Annotated in this window: 15 protein-coding genes and 1 pseudogene; 13 read left to right on the top strand and 3 right to left on the bottom strand. The window is 34.5% G+C overall.

Annotated elements, in window-relative coordinates:
* Positions 1 to 5 precede the first annotated feature (5 nt).
* A complete protein-coding gene (locus AB4Y90_RS13705) occupies positions 6 to 566 on the top strand; it encodes a deoxynucleoside kinase (protein ID WP_441558119.1) in 561 nt (186 codons plus the stop codon).
* Positions 567 to 592: 26 nt separating this feature from the next.
* Complete coding sequence (locus AB4Y90_RS13700; RefSeq protein ID WP_441558117.1) at positions 593 to 940, top strand: ArsC/Spx/MgsR family protein; 348 nt, start codon at positions 593 to 595, stop codon at positions 938 to 940.
* A 210-nt stretch (positions 941 to 1150) separates the two neighbouring features.
* Here AB4Y90_RS13700 and AB4Y90_RS13695 read toward each other — a convergent pair whose 3' ends face one another.
* Both AB4Y90_RS13695 and AB4Y90_RS13690 read right to left on the bottom strand, forming a co-directional pair.
* Positions 1151 to 1456, bottom strand: coding sequence for a DUF493 family protein (locus AB4Y90_RS13695; RefSeq protein WP_441558116.1), 306 nt, complete (start codon positions 1454 to 1456; stop codon positions 1151 to 1153).
* Between the two features lie 39 nt (positions 1457 to 1495).
* On the bottom strand, positions 1496 to 2173 hold the full coding sequence (locus AB4Y90_RS13690) for a DUF4197 family protein (RefSeq protein ID WP_441558115.1): 678 nt from the start codon (positions 2171 to 2173) through the stop codon (positions 1496 to 1498).
* Positions 2174 to 2601: 428 nt separating this feature from the next.
* On the opposite strand from AB4Y90_RS13690, the gene AB4Y90_RS13685 reads away from it, so the two are divergent.
* The 11 genes and pseudogenes from AB4Y90_RS13685 (at position 2602) to AB4Y90_RS13635 (ending at position 16645) form a co-directional block, all read left to right on the top strand.
* Positions 2602 to 5415 (top strand): SusC/RagA family TonB-linked outer membrane protein, encoded by a 2814-nt coding sequence (locus AB4Y90_RS13685; RefSeq protein WP_441558114.1) that lies wholly within the window; start codon positions 2602 to 2604, stop codon positions 5413 to 5415.
* A 10-nt stretch (positions 5416 to 5425) separates the two neighbouring features.
* Complete coding sequence (locus AB4Y90_RS13680) at positions 5426 to 6844, top strand: RagB/SusD family nutrient uptake outer membrane protein (RefSeq protein ID WP_441558113.1); 1419 nt, start codon at positions 5426 to 5428, stop codon at positions 6842 to 6844.
* Positions 6771 to 8108, top strand: a complete 1338-nt coding sequence (locus AB4Y90_RS13675; RefSeq protein WP_441558118.1) for a glucoamylase family protein — start codon at positions 6771 to 6773, stop codon at positions 8106 to 8108. Before AB4Y90_RS13680 ends, AB4Y90_RS13675 begins: the two co-directional genes overlap by 74 nt.
* 235 nt (positions 8109 to 8343) lie before the next feature.
* Positions 8344 to 9063 carry a prolyl oligopeptidase family serine peptidase gene (locus AB4Y90_RS13670; RefSeq protein WP_441558112.1) on the top strand — a complete coding sequence of 240 codons (720 nt, stop codon included), beginning with the start codon at positions 8344 to 8346 and terminating at the stop codon, positions 9061 to 9063.
* Positions 9064 to 9193: 130 nt separating this feature from the next.
* A pseudogene (locus AB4Y90_RS13665) lies at positions 9194 to 11411 on the top strand (glycoside hydrolase family 3 N-terminal domain-containing protein).
* An 85-nt stretch (positions 11412 to 11496) separates the two neighbouring features.
* Positions 11497 to 11868, top strand: a complete 372-nt coding sequence (locus AB4Y90_RS13660; protein ID WP_441558111.1) for a hypothetical protein — start codon at positions 11497 to 11499, stop codon at positions 11866 to 11868.
* Positions 11869 to 12130: 262 nt separating this feature from the next.
* Positions 12131 to 14134 (top strand): S9 family peptidase, encoded by a 2004-nt coding sequence (locus AB4Y90_RS13655; protein WP_441558110.1) that lies wholly within the window; start codon positions 12131 to 12133, stop codon positions 14132 to 14134.
* A 394-nt stretch (positions 14135 to 14528) separates the two neighbouring features.
* Entirely contained in the window at positions 14529 to 15083 is a 555-nt protein-coding gene (locus AB4Y90_RS13650) for an RNA polymerase sigma factor (protein WP_228376727.1), read from the top strand.
* 11 nt (positions 15084 to 15094) lie between these two features.
* The gene (locus AB4Y90_RS13645) at positions 15095 to 15430 is read left to right on the top strand and encodes a hypothetical protein (RefSeq protein ID WP_441558109.1); all 336 of its coding nucleotides are present in this window, start codon (positions 15095 to 15097) and stop codon (positions 15428 to 15430) included.
* 116 nt (positions 15431 to 15546) lie between these two features.
* Complete coding sequence (locus AB4Y90_RS13640) at positions 15547 to 15822, top strand: hypothetical protein (RefSeq protein ID WP_441558108.1); 276 nt, start codon at positions 15547 to 15549, stop codon at positions 15820 to 15822.
* 175 nt (positions 15823 to 15997) lie between these two features.
* A complete protein-coding gene (locus AB4Y90_RS13635; RefSeq protein WP_441558107.1) occupies positions 15998 to 16645 on the top strand; it encodes a J domain-containing protein in 648 nt (215 codons plus the stop codon).
* Between the two features lie 45 nt (positions 16646 to 16690).
* On the opposite strand, the gene AB4Y90_RS13630 is transcribed toward AB4Y90_RS13635, so the two are convergent.
* Positions 16691 to 16846 (bottom strand): hypothetical protein, encoded by a 156-nt coding sequence (locus AB4Y90_RS13630; protein ID WP_441558106.1) that lies wholly within the window; start codon positions 16844 to 16846, stop codon positions 16691 to 16693.
* Positions 16847 to 16985 lie beyond the last annotated feature (139 nt).

The following is a 16985-nucleotide window of genomic DNA, read 5'->3' as shown; positions in this document are numbered from 1 at the left end:
CCACGATGCTTGCCAAACATTACGGTTGGGATGCCCAGTTTGAAGATGTAGATCACAATCCTTATCTGGAAGATTTTTATGCCGACATGAGCAAGTGGAGTTTTGCTTTGCAGATCTATTTTCTGGGCAGCAGGTTCCGTCAGGTAAAAGAGATCAGAGAAAGTGGCAAAAACATTATTCAGGATCGTACGATCTATGAAGACGCACATATTTTTGCAGAAAACCTGAATGATATGAAGCTTTTATCTGACCGTGATTTCAAAAATTATGCATCGCTTTTCGATCTGATGAAGACTTTTGTTTCGGCACCCGATTTGCTTATTTACCTTAAATCTGATGTGCCTAATCTGGTGAAAAAAATCTATAAAAGAGGAAGAGAATATGAAGCCTCGATCAGTATAGAATATCTTTCTAAGCTGAATCAGAAATACGAAAAATGGATTTCAAATTACACAGAAGGCAAATTATTGATTATCGAAGTAGATGATCTTGATTTTGTTGAAAAACCGGAGGATTTCGGCTTTATTTTAGAAAAAATAGACGCTGAGCTGAACGGTTTGTTTTAAAATAATCCAGCTTAAATTTTATTATGATGATTAAGGTCTTACACAACGGAAACTGCTCAAAATCGAATGCTGTTTTAGAGTATTTAGACGAAAATGGCGTTCAGTTTGAAATCATCAATATTGTAGAAGATCCTTTAAGTGTTCTGGAGCTGAAAACTGTTTTAAAAAAACTGAACCAAAGCGTTTTCCATATCATCAGAAAAGAAGAGAAATTATACCTTGAAAAATTTGCAGGTAAAGACCATTCGGAAGAAGAATGGCTTCAGATTTTGTCTGAAAACCCTTCTCTGATACAGAGACCGATCATCATCAAAGGCTCCGTTGCTATGCTGGGAAGACCTATTGAAAATGTGAAATTCTTTATAGAAAAATAAATTTTAAGTTTACATAAAATAAAAAAGGTTAGTGTACAAACTAACCTTTTTGCTTTTTAATTTAGTGATTAAAGCCTTAATTTTCTTAACTTAAATAAACTTTATTTATTCTATATTTTAACACATTAAGAGATTATATTTAAACTTAAACTTCTGAAAATCTTAACCTTCTTAATGGTGAAAATTATTTTGTAAAATTTAAATGAAATCTTATAATAAAATCACATTTTCTATTGCTGCAACTTCTTTATAAATGCGCACTACCTGATCTGCGTCTAAAACAAAAGCATTGATGTTGCAAGCTGTGTATTTTCCGTTCTTACTTTCGCGGTTTCCCAATGTGAATTTTATACCGTCAAAAACCTTGTAAATTTCTGTAAGCTTTGCATCATCTGTCGGGATTATAAACTTAAACAGATAATCTTCCGGAAAATCGTGGTTGTTTTCTAATTTTTCCTTTAATGATTTATAAAATTCTTCAGGATTTTTGTTTTCACTTCCTTGTAATATGTCCATCTTCTTCGTTAATTGTATATAAATTTAATGAAAATTGAGCTATTTTCCAAATGGCGCAAGCAACGACGCCGAGTTTTGCTTCTCATGATCTTCAATAATATTAAAAAGACCGTTTACGATCTGCTCTGAAGCAAGCATACTCAATCCACCTGCATTGACGTTGGTTTTGTTACCGCCTAAAAGGCTTCCTAAAAGATTGCTTCCTGATAATGCGGTGTTAATGGTTTTCACGATGCCATATTTATTCAGCTCCTGCTCAACTCTCGGTGCAATTGCGGCAACAAGTTGGGTCTGGCTTTTTTCTTTCAAAATTAAAGTAGCAGTACCTTTTTCACCCTGAATAATTCTTGTTACATCTTGCGCATTTAAGCTGTTAACCGCTGTTTCTAAAATTGGCTTTGAAATGTTTACGGTATAAACTGCAGCTTCGGCAATGTATTCTCTCTCTTTCGCAACAATTGAAGGGGCGATCTTTTCAAGAGTAGCATTAATATCTCTAAGCTCTTTCGGTAAAGCTTTATCCACTAAATTGTTTTGAAGAAATGCTTCTTTGTTTCCGTAGATATTGGCTCCTTTGTTGATGCCGCCCAATAAAATCCTTTTGATTACTGCCAATCCCAGATCTGAAGTGGCAAGACTGGTGCAAGAATTCAGGCTTGTGGTGATTACTGCACCTGTTCCGAAGATTAATGCAGCGGCTATAATATATTTTTTCATTTTCAATTTTTTTATCATTTTCAAATAACGCACCAAAGGTAAAGACAATTATGAGTTTAACAAAAAATTATTTGTTTCAGAAAATTTTAGTTTTTGTGCAGAGAATTATAAGGTTATTTAATGCAAAAATCCTGATTGCTTAGATTTGAGACATTAAAAGTGTTTTTTGGGAGATTTTTACCCGAAAAAAAGCTTTGCTTCAATGTGAAATATTCATTTATATTAATTTTTTTAATTGTGAAATTTATTAAAATTTAGTTTTGTTTAACATATTTCACAAATTAATAAGTATTTAATAAATTATTTAACTAAATTTAACATCATTTGATATTTTTTTTATTTTTGAACAAAGTCTTCTTTTGAGAAAATAGAAATTTACTAAAAATCTATTTTACACTTTTGATTGATACAAGATAAAATTAAACTATATGAAACAAACTAATTTAAAGTACTCTTGTCTTATTGCCGTTCTCTATTTCGGGATGAATGTCAATGGGCAGGTTGCTCCTCAAGACACTGTTGCGAAAGAACAGAAAATAGAGGAGGTTGTACTGATTGGATACGGTACACAAAAAAAAGAAAATGTTACGGGGAGTATTGGTTTGGTTACAGCAAAAGATCTTGCTGACAGACCCAATGCAAACCCGCTTAGCTCTGTTCAGGGTAAATTGGCAGGGGTAAATATTACAAACTCTGGAACTCCCGGAGGCTCTCCAAGAGTAGATATCAGAGGAGTTGGCTCTTTATCCGGGAATACTGTTTTCATTGTAGACGGTATGATTACAACAGATATTTCTTATCTTAACTCTCAGGATATTGAATCGATGAGTGTTTTGAAAGATCCATCAAGTTTAGCAATTTTTGGAGCGCAGGCTGCAAATGGTGCTGTAATTATTAAAACTAAGACAGGAAAAGGAAAACCAGTATATAATTTCAATTCTTATATTGGATTTAAAAAGGTAACAAATATTCCTGAAATGGTTAATTCTGATCAGTATATCGAGTTGTATAACGAAAAACTGATGAATGATAATGGTTCTAGCGCAGGATCTATTTCCAGAGCAAATTTCCCGGCAGATACAGATTGGTTCAAAGAAATTTTCCGTACGAGCATTATTAATGCTAATGATTTTTCAGCAACAGGAAGCTTAGGAAAACTTAATTATTATGGTAGCGTAGGTTACCTTCAGGATCAAGGGAATTTGGATGCTGGACAAGGTATCAATTCAGGGAGCGGTTTTAATAGATTTAATACAAAATTAAATCTTAGCTATAAGATTACTGATAACATTACGATCGGAAATAACTTCAGTTTTTCTAAAATGCGTACTGATATAGCAACCAATCCTTTATTGACAGCATTCATTGCTCCACCAATATTCTCTACAATTAATCCTAATACTGGAGATTATCAATATTTTGACGGATATAATATTGCTAACCCTAGAGCGCAACTTGATCTTTACCGTTCACAAAAAAGAGAGGAAAGATTATTGAATAATGTTTTTGGTGAAGTTAAATTTTTAAAAGACTTTACAGTTAGAGTAAGCTATTCTACAGATAATTATAGCCCAAGTCAATATGAATTTACACCAACGCTGACGTATCTTCCTGATGATAAAGAAACCCCATCAACTTTAGTTACCAGAAATTACAGAAATAGAAATTACGTTTGGGATAACACAATCAATTGGAAAAAAAGTTTTGGAAACCATAATTTTGATATACTTGCAGGTTTCTCAAGAACAAGAACCTCCGTATCACAAGATTATTGGTCTTCAAGAGGTGTTAACTATAATGGAACAAACGAATCTTTAAATATTCATAGTGGTACTGGTATTGTGCATCATATTATTGATGTTCCGACGCTAAGTGTTGACCAGGATCAACAAAGAGTTGAATCATTCTTTGGAAGATTAAACTATGACTATAAAGGTAAATATTTAGTTAATGCTTCCGTTCGTAGAGATGCAAGTTCACAGATTAATGAAGACAGATACAGAACTTTTCCGGCAGTAAGTGCAGGATGGGTAATATCTAAGGAAGATTTTATGAGTGAACAAAATATTTTCAACTTATTAAAGTTAAGAGCAAGTTACGGTGAATTAGGAAATCCCAATATCGGAAGAGGATATACAGCAAACATATCACAAATTCAAAGCGGCGCTTACTTTGGTAATGTAGGATTCCCTGCCACAACTGTTGACCAGTTCATCGATCCAAGTATTGGTTGGGAAACGACTACAGGAAAAGATGTAGGTTTGGAAATGGCATTATTTGGAAATAAATTGAAAATTGATGCAGCATATTATGATAAAGATTCTAAGAATGTTGTTTACGGTGTGAATCAGGGAACTGTATCTGGTGCTGCAAACTGGAGAAATTATATAACCAATGCTTATTCTTTTAATAACAGAGGTTTTGAAGTTTCTGTTAATTATAACACGAAATTAAGCGAGAATGTTAGTTTTGGTGTTTATGGTAATTTTACTTCTCTCAAGAATGAAATTACATCTGTTTACGGAGATTCATATTTAGAAACAGGAGCAAGTTTATTTGGTAATTCTATTGTAAGACTACAAGCAGGACAGGCTGTTGGTTCTTATTATGGTTATGATGTTGCAGGTGTTTTCCAGACAGATGCAGAGGCTGCAGCTTCAGGACAAGCTGGTGCAAAAGCAGGATGGTTTAAATTCACAGATCAGGATGGTAACGGTATTATTGATTCAAGAGATAAAACATTTTTAGGAAGTCCGATTCCTAAAGGGACTTATGGTTTTGGAGTTAATTTTAACATTTATGCTATTGATATTGCTGTGGATTTCCAAGGTGTATTTGGTAATAAGATATATAACTATAACCGTGAACAGCGTTATGGTAATGAAACTTGGGATTTAGATATGTATAACAACAGATGGCAAGGAGCAGGTACTTCTAATACTAACTCAATGATTACCTCTAACCAATCTATCATTTTACCAAACAGCTTCTATGTAGAAGATGGTAGTTATATAAGAATCAGAAATATACAGGTTGGATACAATTTGCCTAAATCTTTTGCAAATGCTTTATCTGTAACCAAACTAAGATTATACGTAAGTGCACAAAATCCTTGGACAAGTTTCAAGTATAATGGTTTCTCACCGGAGATCAACAACAGTGATAGAGTACAAATGGGAATTGATAATAATATTTATCCAATCTCTGCAATTTATACAATGGGTATGAATCTAACATTTTAATTAAAAAATCATGAAAAAAATATTTTTAACAATCTCCTTGTTTTCGTTAATGGTTAGCTGTAGTGAAGACTTTGTAGATATAAAAGACGAGGGAAATACTGAAGCCGCAGACTTCTTTACAACAAAAGATGATGCAATGCGCGCAACAACCGCTATTTATAGTTTTTTAAGAAGCTGGGAGAATTCTGGATTTCCTGCACAATTTATTTATGGAGTAACTGGTGATGATGTTGAAAAGGGTTCTAATCCAGGAGATGCCGCTTTTATAAATGCATACGATAACTTTACTTTTACGGTAAGTGATGATGGAGTAAGAGGATATTGGGTCGGACAGTGGCAAGCTGTTAACAGAGCAAATCAGGTTATTACCAATGTTCCAAAAATAGAAATGGATACTACTCTTAAAAATAGATTAGTTGCTGAAGCTAGAATGCTTAGAGCTTATTTCTATTTCAATTTAGTACGAATTTATGGTGGGGTTCCTATTTTTGACGGATTACCTGCAGACGGTAACTATTTGAAAGCAAGAAATTCTAAAGAAGAAGTTTATAATTTTATCGTTGCAGATYTTACTGCTGCTTCTGAAGTTTTGCCTCAAACATATCCTGCTTCAGATCTTGGAAGAGTTACCAAAGGTGGTGCTTTAGGTTTGCTTTCAAAAGTATATTTATACATGAAAAATTATCAAAAAGCATACGATACTTCAAATCAGGTGATTTCAATGGGATACTCTTTAGATCCTGATTTCAATCATTTGTTCAGACCAGCCGGAGAATTCGGTACAGAATCTGTTTTTGAAGTTAATTGTGGCTGTGATCCTTCTTTAGGTTCAACTGCAGGAAGTCAATATGCAGAAGTTCAGGGGGTAAGAGATCAGTTTGGATGGGGATTCTTTACTCCTACTACGGCTTTAGAAAATGCATTTGAACCAGGCGATATCAGAAAAGAACTGTCTATTTTAAGAGAGGGAGAAACCACTCTTGAAGGCGATTTAATTAAGAAAGGAGATCCAAACGCAGGTAATATGTGGAACCAGAAAGTATATGTTCCTAGATCTTTAAATAACAGCTCTTGTTATTATGGTTCTATTCAAAATATTAGAATTTTAAGATTTGCAGATATTCTTTTAATCAATGCTGAAGCAGCTAACGAATTAGGAAATACATCTGCAGCTGTTTTAAATATTAACAAGGTAAGAAACAGAGCAAATCTTGGAAATACTACGGCTTCTACACAAGCGGCTCTTAGAACTGCTATCTGGCAGGAAAGAAGAGTAGAATTAGCAATGGAAATGGACAGATTCCCTGATCTTGTAAGAACTGGAACTCTCAATCGCAGCGACGTCAATACTTATAATTTCCTGCAAAAACTCTCAAACTGCAAAAGAATCTACACAAAAATCAGTTGTAAAATCCAATATTTCAGATGAACAGTTGATGGATAAAGTTCAAAAAGATGCTTTAAAATACTTTTGGGATTATGCAGAGCCCAATTCTATGTTGGGAAGAGAGCGTTACCATGAAGACGATATTTATCCGGATAACGATAAGCATGTAATTACGACCGGAGGTTCAGGTTTTGGGTTGGCAACAATCTTAGTCGGTGTTGAAAGAGGTTTTATTCCAAGAAAAGATGCAGTGAAAAGATTAAGGACGATGATGAATTTTCTTGCAAAAGCAGACCGTCATAAAGGAGCCTGGTCACACTGGATTAACGGAGAAACCGGAAAAACCGTTCCTTTCGGGAAAAAAGACAACGGTGGAGACTTGGTAGAAACAGCGTTTCTTACTTCAGGGATTTTAATGGTTCGTGAGTATTTTAAAAATGGAAATGCAGAAGAAAAAGCTTTAGCAAAAAAATGTGACGAGCTTTGGAGAGGAATTCAGTGGAACTGGTACACAAAAGGCGGCGAAAAAGTATTATATTGGCATTGGTCACCAGAATATCAATGGGAAATGAATTTTCCTTTGGAAGGATATAACGAATGTCTCATTACCTACATTTTGGCAGCCTCATCACCCACATATTCTATCGATGCAGAAACCTATTACAAAGGCTGGACAAGAAACGGAGCCTACCTTTCAGACAAAGAAAAATACGGTCTTCCGATGTATGTAAAGCACAATTATGCAGAAGAATATGGTGGCCCGTTATTTTGGGCACATTACTCTTATATTGGCTTAGATCCTACAAATTTATCAGATAAATTAATTAAGAATTATTTCGATTTAAATAAAAATCAGGTACTTATAGATTACAAATATTGTGTCGAAAATCCAAAACAATGGAAAGGTTACGGGCCAAATTATTGGGGACTTACCGCAAGTTATTCCCGGAATGATGACGGAAGTCTTGGTTACAACGCCCATTTTCCGCAAAACGATCATGGCGTAATTACGCCGACTGCAGCTTTAAGCAGCTTTCCTTACACACCAAAAGAATCTATGGATTTCTTGAAATTTATTTATACAAAACCAGAATTCATTGGTTCTGCGGGACCTTACGACGCTACTTCAATTCATTATAATAATTGGACGACGCCAAGATATTTGGCAATTGATCAGGGAACAATTGCTCCGATGATCGAAAATTACCGCACAGGATTTTTATGGAAATTGTTCATGAATGCTCCTGAAATCCAGAAAGGATTGAAAAAGCTAAGCTTCAAATCTGAAAAATATAACATTAAATAATTTTTTTTAGGAGCTTAATCCCGCTTTCCACTGTATCTTTTTTGTTACGGGCTCCGCTTCGCTCCGCCCGCAACAAAAAAGGATGCCGTTTCAATCGGGGCTAAAATAGAGTTTACCTAAAAAACCATGTCAAGGTTTCAAACCTTGACATGGTTCTAAAAAATACAAGAACAGGCTTTAGCCCGTTTACACAAAACCAAAATCAAACGGCTTTAGCCCAAACGTAAACATTAAAATGAAACTTAAAATAAATCACTTATCACTTTTGCTTTTGCCTTTTTCGATGAGCGTGCAGGCTCAGGAAATTAAAGCAGAATTAAACAAAGAAATCAAAAGGCAGGAAAAAATCTCCTATATTCTTGATTATCCTAAAAATGCAAAAGGTAATGTTCCTTTGATTGTATTTCTTCATGGTTCCGGAGAAAGAGGAAACGATTTAGAAAAAGTAAAAGCACACAGCCCGTTTACATATAAAAATCTCATTAAAGAACCTGTTGCAATTTTAGCTCCGCAATGTCCCGAAAATGAATGGTGGAATACGGTAACTATTTATAATTTAATCAGAGAAATTCAGGCAAAATATAAAATTGACGCATCAAGAATCCATCTTACCGGGCTTTCGATGGGAGGTTGGGGAACTTTAAAGTTGGCAATGGAGCATCCTGAAATGTTTGCTTCCGTTGTTTCAGTTTGCGCGCCGACAGATCGCGTAATGTATGCCAATATTCAACAGTACAAAGATTTAAATATGAAAATTTTCCATGGCGGAATGGATGATGTCGTTTTACCTGAAAATGCATTTAATTTTTACCAAAAGCTTCATCCGGTAAATCCGTCTGCAGAATTAACGATTTTTCCTAATGATAATCACAATTCATGGGATTCTGCATATTCAAATCCTGCATTGTATGAATGGATGCTGTCTAAGAAAAATATAAATAATAGAATTAATTGATAAAAACTTTGGAAAAATTAACTATTTAGTTTTTCTTTGCTTTAAAAAGAATCATTGATATAAAAAATGTAATTTGCGCAGTAAGAAATATGAAGTTGAAAATTCACAAATTCCTAAAAAATAAAAAGTAATGAGTAAGAAGTTAATTGTAATTGCAGCTTTAGCATTGGCTCCTGTGTTTTCGGCTCAGGAAATGGTAACAAAGCCTGTTCAGTCTTATCAGACAGCTCAATATCAGTCAAAGAAAAAGGCTTTTGTTGATGCGCTTTTAGCAAAAATGACCTTAGACGAAAAGATCGGACAATTAAATCTGCCAAGTTCAGGAGATTTTACCACAGGTTTGGCAAAAAGTTCAGACATCGGAAAAAAAGTAGAACAGGGTTTAGTCGGTGGATTGTTCAATATAAAAGGAGCTGATAAGATCAAAGCAGTTCAGAAAGTAGCAGTAGAAAACAGCCGTTTAAAGATTCCTATGATTTTCGGGATGGATGTCATTCACGGTTACGAAACTACTTTCCCGATTCCGTTAGGTTTAGCGGCATCTTGGGATATGAATCTGGTTCAGCAGTCGGCAAGAGTTGCTGCAAAAGAAGCCGCTTCTGATGGAATCAACTGGACTTTCTCTCCAATGGTAGACATTTCCCGTGAGCCAAGATGGGGAAGAGTTTCTGAAGGTTCCGGTGAAGATCCGTATTTAGGAAGTGAGATTGCTAAAAACATGGTTTACGGTTATCAAGGAAAAGACTTGGCAAACGGAACCAATATTTTGGCTTGTGTAAAACATTTTGCATTATACGGAGCAGGTGAAGCCGGTAGAGATTACAACACTGTTGACATGAGCCACGTAAGAATGTTCAACGAATATTTTCCGCCTTACAAAGCTGCTGTTGATGCAGGAGTTGCTTCTGTAATGGCTTCTTTTAATGAAGTTGACGGAGTACCTGCAACCGGAAACAGATGGTTACAGACTGAAGTTTTGAGAAATCAATGGAAATTCAAAGGTTTTGTAGTAACCGATTATACGGGGATCAACGAAATGGTAGAACACGGAATGGGAGATCTTCAGCAGGTTTCTGCTTTAGCTTTAAAAGCCGGCGTTGATATGGATATGGTAGGTGAAGGTTTTTTAACAACACTAAAGAAATCTTTATCTGAAGGAAAAGTAACGCAGACTGAAATTGATATGGCAGCAAGAAGAATTCTTGAAGCAAAATATGATTTAGGCTTATTCGACAATCCTTACAAGCACGGTGATGCAAAGCTTGCTGCAAAAGAAGTTTACAGTTTAGAAAATCGTAATATCGCAAGAAGCGCTGCAGCACAGTCGATGGTTTTAATGAAAAATGAAAATCAGGTTTTACCTTTGAAAAAATATGGAACGGTTGCAGTAATCGGTCCATTGGTAAACAATTCTCTGAATATGGCAGGAACCTGGAGCGTAGCTACGAAACACGCAATTTCGGTTAATTTAATGCGACAGAGACAGCCGTTCAAAAGAAGCGTTATTAAAAGAAGCGGTTGATGTTGCCAACAAAGCAGACGTTATTGTTTTGGCAATCGGAGAATCTGCAGAAATGAGCGGAGAATCTTCTTCAAGAACGGAGATTACTATTCCTCAGTCTCAGGTTGATCTATTAAACGAATTGAAAAAAACAGGAAAACCAATCGCAATGGTACTTTTCACAGGTCGTCCTTTAGCATTAACCAATGTGAAAGATGCTCCTGATGCTATCTTGAATGCGTGGTTCCCGGGTTCAGAAGCCGGAAATGCAATTGCTGATGTACTGTTTGGTAAAGTAAATCCTTCAGGAAAATTGCCGATGACTTTCCCAAGAAGTTTAGGGCAGGTTCCGATTTATTATAATGCTAAAAATACAGGCCGTCCTTTAGATCAGAAATTGGTTGATAAATGTGAATATCAAAGATTCCGTTCAAACTATATGGATGAGTGTAATACGCCATTGTATCCTTTTGGTTATGGTTTAAGTTATTCTAAATTCAATTATTCTGATATGACGGTTTCAAATGCCAATCCGAAAGGAAATCAAACGATTCAGGCTTCTGTTACGGTGACCAATACCGGGAATTATGATGGTGCTGAAGTCGTTCAGCTATACATCAGAGATATGGTAGGAAGCATCACAAGACCGGTGAAAGAATTGAAAGGATTCCAAAAAGTAATGTTGAAAAAAGGAGAATCTAAAAAAGTTACTTTTAACATTACCCCTGAAAACCTGAAATTCTACAACGGAGATTTGAAATACGATTGGGAAGCCGGAGAATTTGATATCATGATCGGTACAAACTCTGAAGAGGTGAAACATTCAAAAATCAACTGGACAAAATAAATTTTATATAAAGTCATTCGAGAGAATGGCTTTTTTGTTTTGGTATAATTTTTCCATTATAGTTTCAGTTTTAAATATACAAATTATGAAAAAAGTAATATTATCAGGTGCAATTTTAATTTATGCTTTTACCTTTGCACAGACAGGTAGTGATAGAGATGCTCACGGCTGTATCGGTTCTGCAGGATATACTTATTCCAAAATTAAAAATACTTGTGTAAGAGTTTTTGAGCAGAAAATTAAATTAAACCAGATAGATCAGACAAACAGCTCTGCTTCAATGGCAGCAATCATTTTCAGTGATAATAAAAGAAAAGCTGAAGTTTTATTACCTGGTGAAAATATTATTCTTAAAAAGAAATGCAAAAAAGATTTCTGGAAAAAAGGTGAATATATTTTGACTCCTACTGAAACAGGATATAAATTGGAAAAAAATAATATCGCAATCTATCAATAAAATAAAAACAGGAAGCCAAGATCGGTTTCCTGTTTTTTTATTCTAATTTCTTTTAAAATTAAAACCTTAAATTCTTTTTCTTAATTCTATAAATTAAAATAAACTTGTTTATTCTTATTTTTTTACGATTAAGATTTCAGGTAGTTAAAAGGTTTTTAATTAAAAAAATACACATCTGATTTCACAAATTAGCGATAAATGATGTAACATTTTGTGCATTTGAAGCGTCTTATAGTATATCGTTTAACCAAATCCATGAAATATGAATTTAAATTCCAGAATTTTAGGTATTACACAAGTGGTAATAACAAGTCTCATGATGAATGCACAAACTACTGATAACAAATTGCCGGGTGACCCGACATTGGTTTCTTCAAAAGCTACCATCGAAAAACTGATCTCTTACGACAAAGGAAACTTTAAATATAAAGTTGAAGATTATTTTGCTAGGCCAAAAGCATCACAATTTAAAATTTCTCCCGATGGGCAGTATTTGTCTTACAAAGAAAAAGATAAGGACAGTAAAAATCATGTCTACGTAAAAGATTTGAAATCGGGAAAAATTACAAAGGCATTGGTTGAAAAAGATGACCTGATAAGAAGCTACGGCTGGCTTGATAAAAAACGGCTGTTTTATACACAGGATAAAGGCGGAAACGAAAATATCCATTTGTATGCAGCAGATATCGACGGAAAAAATTTAAAAGATTTGACTCCTTTTGAAGGAATCACGTTAAATTCAGTAAGATTGATCAAAGATACAGAGTTTGTTATTGTGAGCATGAACAAGAACAATAAACAGATTTTTGAACCGTATAAAATCAATTTTAATACAGGCGAAATTACGCAGTTGTATGAAAATAATGATGTAAAAAGTCCGATTGATGATTATCTTTTCGACAGACAGGGCAATCTGAGAGGCTACACTATTCTTGAAAATGGATTGACTACAAAATTGTATTACAAAGATTTGCAGACAGGCAAGTTTAATCTCGTGAAAGCGACCGATTGGAAAGATACTTTTAGCGTAATCAGCTTTAATGATAATTCTAAAAACAAAGATGAGGTTTATCTGGTAACCAATATTGATAGTGATAAAGCAAGAATTGTATTGTACGATTTAAAGAAAAATGCGATCATTAAGGAAGTGTATTCCAACCCGACATTTGATGTTTCTTCTATTTCACAGGCTGGAAAAAGCAGAAATTATGAGTTAGACTACATCAGTTACAACGGAATTAAAAGTGAAACCATTCCTGTAAGTAAATTTTACAAGGAAATTCATGACAAGCTGACTTCCGAATTTGGGGATAAGCAGTTTGGTATTGTTTCTTCTGACGATAAAAATGAAAAACTTTTGGTTGTTGTCGACAGCGATAAACTGTACGGAAAATATTACGAATACGACACAAAATCTAAAACGACAAAGCTCCTTTTTGATCTGATGCCTCAGTTAAAAGAAGAAGATATGGCTGAAATGCGTCCTATCCAATTCAAAAGCAGCGACGGACTTACAATTCATGGATATATTACGTTACCAAAAGCTGCATTGAATGGCGAAAAAGTTCCTTTGATTGTAAATCCTCACGGCGGTCCGCAAGGAATAAGAGATGATTGGGGTTTCAATCCTGAAACACAGTTGTTTGCAAGCAGAGGTTATGCTACTTTGCAGGTAAATTTCAGAATTTCTGGTGGTTATGGAAAAGAATTTCAAACCTCGGGTTACAAACAAATCGGTCGTAAAGCAATGGATGATGTAGAAGACGGCGTAAAATATGCCATTGAACAAGGCTGGATTGATAAAAATAAAGTAGCGATTTACGGTGGAAGTCACGGTGGTTACGCTACATTGATGGGATTGATTAAAACGCCTGATTTGTACTCTTGTGGAGTTGATTATGTAGGAGTTTCCAATATTTTCACGTTCTTCGATTCTTTCCCTGAATACTGGAAACCGTATAAAGAAATGGTAAAACAAATCTGGTACGATCTTGATAATCCTCAGGAAGCTAAAATAGCAAAAGAAGTTTCACCGGTTTTCCAGATTGATAAGATTAAAAAGCCATTATTTGTGGTTCAGGGAGCAAATGATCCTAGAGTAAACATTAATGAATCCGACCAGATCGTTAAAGCTCTACGAAGCAAAGGATTTGAAGTTCCTTACATGGTAAAATATGACGAAGGACACGGTTTCGGGAAAGAACTTAATAGAATTGAGTTTTATAAGTCGATGTTAGGTTTCTTCGCAGAGAATTTCAATAAATAAAAGAAGAAGGTTTTTATAATCAATTGAACGGGAAGTATTTTTGCTTTCCGTTTTTTTTGTTTGGAAGAGCAAACCAAAAGCACACGTTTCTCAAATATTTTAACGCGCAGAAAATTCCCCTCCTTTGGAGGGGTGGATCAATTTTTTTTGAAAATTGAGACGGGGTGGTCTTTTAGCCCGGATAGAAACGGCTACCCCGCAGCAAGTGATGGGAAAAGAGAAAGAGCGAGGAGTAATAGTGGATAGCCGGATAAGCTTCTGAAAAAAAATACTATAACAAAAACATCTATAAACAAAAGAAAAATTGAAATTTCAAAAAAATATTTTAAATTTATTAAAGTAAAACAAAAAGCACAGTCGTCATATCAATATGGAGATTGTCGAAAAAGTACCGATGCCACAGAAGGAAAAGGAAAACATTATTTCTCAGACCGTATCAAATTACGGTGGAAAACTGATGTCTTTCATCCGTCCCAAAGTGAAGAATACCGAAGATGCGGAAGATATTCTGCAGGAAGTCTGGTATCAGTTCAGCAGCTTGACCAATCTTTCAGAAATTGTAAATGTTGGTGGTTGGTTGTACAGAGTTACGGCAAATAAAATCACCGATAAATACCGAAAGAAAAAGACAGAAAACCTTGAAGATTTTGTGTACGAAGATGAAGATGGTGAGTTTTCTATAAAAGATATTTTGCTGATGGACGAAAGTGCTGGTCCGGAAGTGAAAATGTTTCAGGATGAGATCTGGAAAAAACTTTTTGAAGCGTTGGAAGAGCTTCCCGAAAAACAGAGACTGGTTTATACAGAAAACGAACTAAACGATAAAACTTTACAGCAAATTGCCGATGAGCAGGGAGAAAATATTAAAACCATCATCAGTAGAAAAAATTATGCAGTAAAGCATCTGAGAAACAGATTGAGAAAGTTATACGAAGATTTAAATAATTAGAAATTATAGAAATGAATAATAAATATAAAAAAGGTTGGGTATTCTTTTTACTTTGTCCGCCACTGATTTTCCTCGCCGTATCGTACATCGTGATGTTGCTTTGGAACTGTCTTTTGCCTGAAATTTTGGGTGCGAAATCGATTACGTTCTGGCAGGCAATGGGAATATTGGTTTTAAGTAAAATTCTTTTTGGAGGATTCCACGGAAAATTTGGTCAGGGAATGCGTGAGCTGAAAGAAAAAAAGATGCGCGAGAGAATGCGCGAATTGTCACCCGAAGAGCGTGAAAAATTCAAAGAAGTCTGGAGAAACCGTTGTGAAAGCGGATTTTTCAACAGAAATAAATAAACCATCGAATAGTTTAAAATTTTTAGAAGTAGTAAAGTAAAAATTAAAACGAATTCGTCTATATAAAAAAGCCTTATAGAGGCGAAACCTTTGTAGTAAAATTTAAAATTAAGAAAATGAAAAATTCAGTATTAAAAGGTATTTTAGGGGCTGTTGCCGTTGCAGGAGTTGCCGTAATTGCCAAAAAAGTTATCGAGAGAAAAAGATTTGTAAGAGGTATTTTTGACGAATACGGAATCAAAGAAAAATCTCCATTCGGATTGGCTGATAAAATCAGAGAAATGAATGAAGAGCAATATCAGGAACTGAAAGAAAAGTTCAAAAAAGAATTTGCTTCAAAATGTTGCCACAAAAACTTCGACAGAAAGGAAGAAAATATTGCAGAAGCATAAAATAAAAGGTAACTAAATTGAAATTTTTTAAATCCGGTACAAAAATGTACTGGATTTTTTTTGCCACGAATGCACGAATATTTAAAATTCATTCTGCTGAAAATTTTATTTAAATAAAAGCATTACCAAATAAATTCGTGCATTCGTGGCTATTTTCTTATTTTTGTTAACCTAAATGAAAGACTACTATTATTTTCTCGGGATTGCTCACGATGCTTCAGAAGAAGACATCAAAAAATCTTACAGAAAACTTTCATTAAAATACCATCCCGATAAAAACGAAAACGACGACTTTTTTGCCGACCGTTTCAGGGAAATACAGGAAGCTTATGAAACATTAAGCGACAGAAGCCGGAGAAAAACGTATGATCAGAATTTAGAAAGTCATCAGAAAAGTTTCAGATATAATATTCCGCCTGCAATTAAGACTTTTACAGCAAATAAAATTCATGCAAAAAAAGGTGAGGAAATTATCATCAATTGGCAAACTCAAAATGCAGATGTGGTAAAAGTATTACCTTTCGGGCTTGAAAAAGCTTATGGTGAAAGAGTTTTTAAGATTACAGAATTTAAAAACGGAAAATTTCAGTTATTGCTGCATGCTACCAATTCACTTTTGCATAAAACTGTTGTTCAGGGAATTACAATAACAGAAGTTTTTGAAAGTGATGGAGAGAAATTCAGGGATAAAGCTGAAGAATTATTCAGGTCGCAACCAAGAACAGTTGCAAATCCTAAAGGTCAGCCGAAAATTTTAAGGTTGATTATCGGACTACTGATTTTAGCTTTAGCGCTTTACTTTTTGATCAGTAATTTTATTTAAGATTTAAACTCAAAATCTCTCAAACTTAATAACTTTCCAACTCAATTACGCCATCTTCTTTCTTCCCGGGCATTTTTTGCAACGCTTTCCTTTTTTAAATTTTTTGCAGCATGATTTTTTGTCGCCGCAAAACATTTCTTCAGTATTCAGATTAAACGCCGGAGCAAGTGGAGCTATTTTAAAAGGAACGATGATATTCATATTGCAAATATATTAATTTAGAATAAATATAATTAAATAAATTTTTATTTGCTTCAACTGTTGATTATGAGAGATTTCGTAAACAAATTAATATGTTTTGACTCATTTTTTAATTTAAATGTTTAACCGAAATGAGTGT

Source organism: Chryseobacterium sp. 2TAF14 (assembly GCF_052115105.1).
Lineage (GTDB): Bacteria > Bacteroidota > Bacteroidia > Flavobacteriales > Weeksellaceae > Chryseobacterium.
This window is presented reverse-complemented; position numbering and strand designations above follow the sequence as displayed.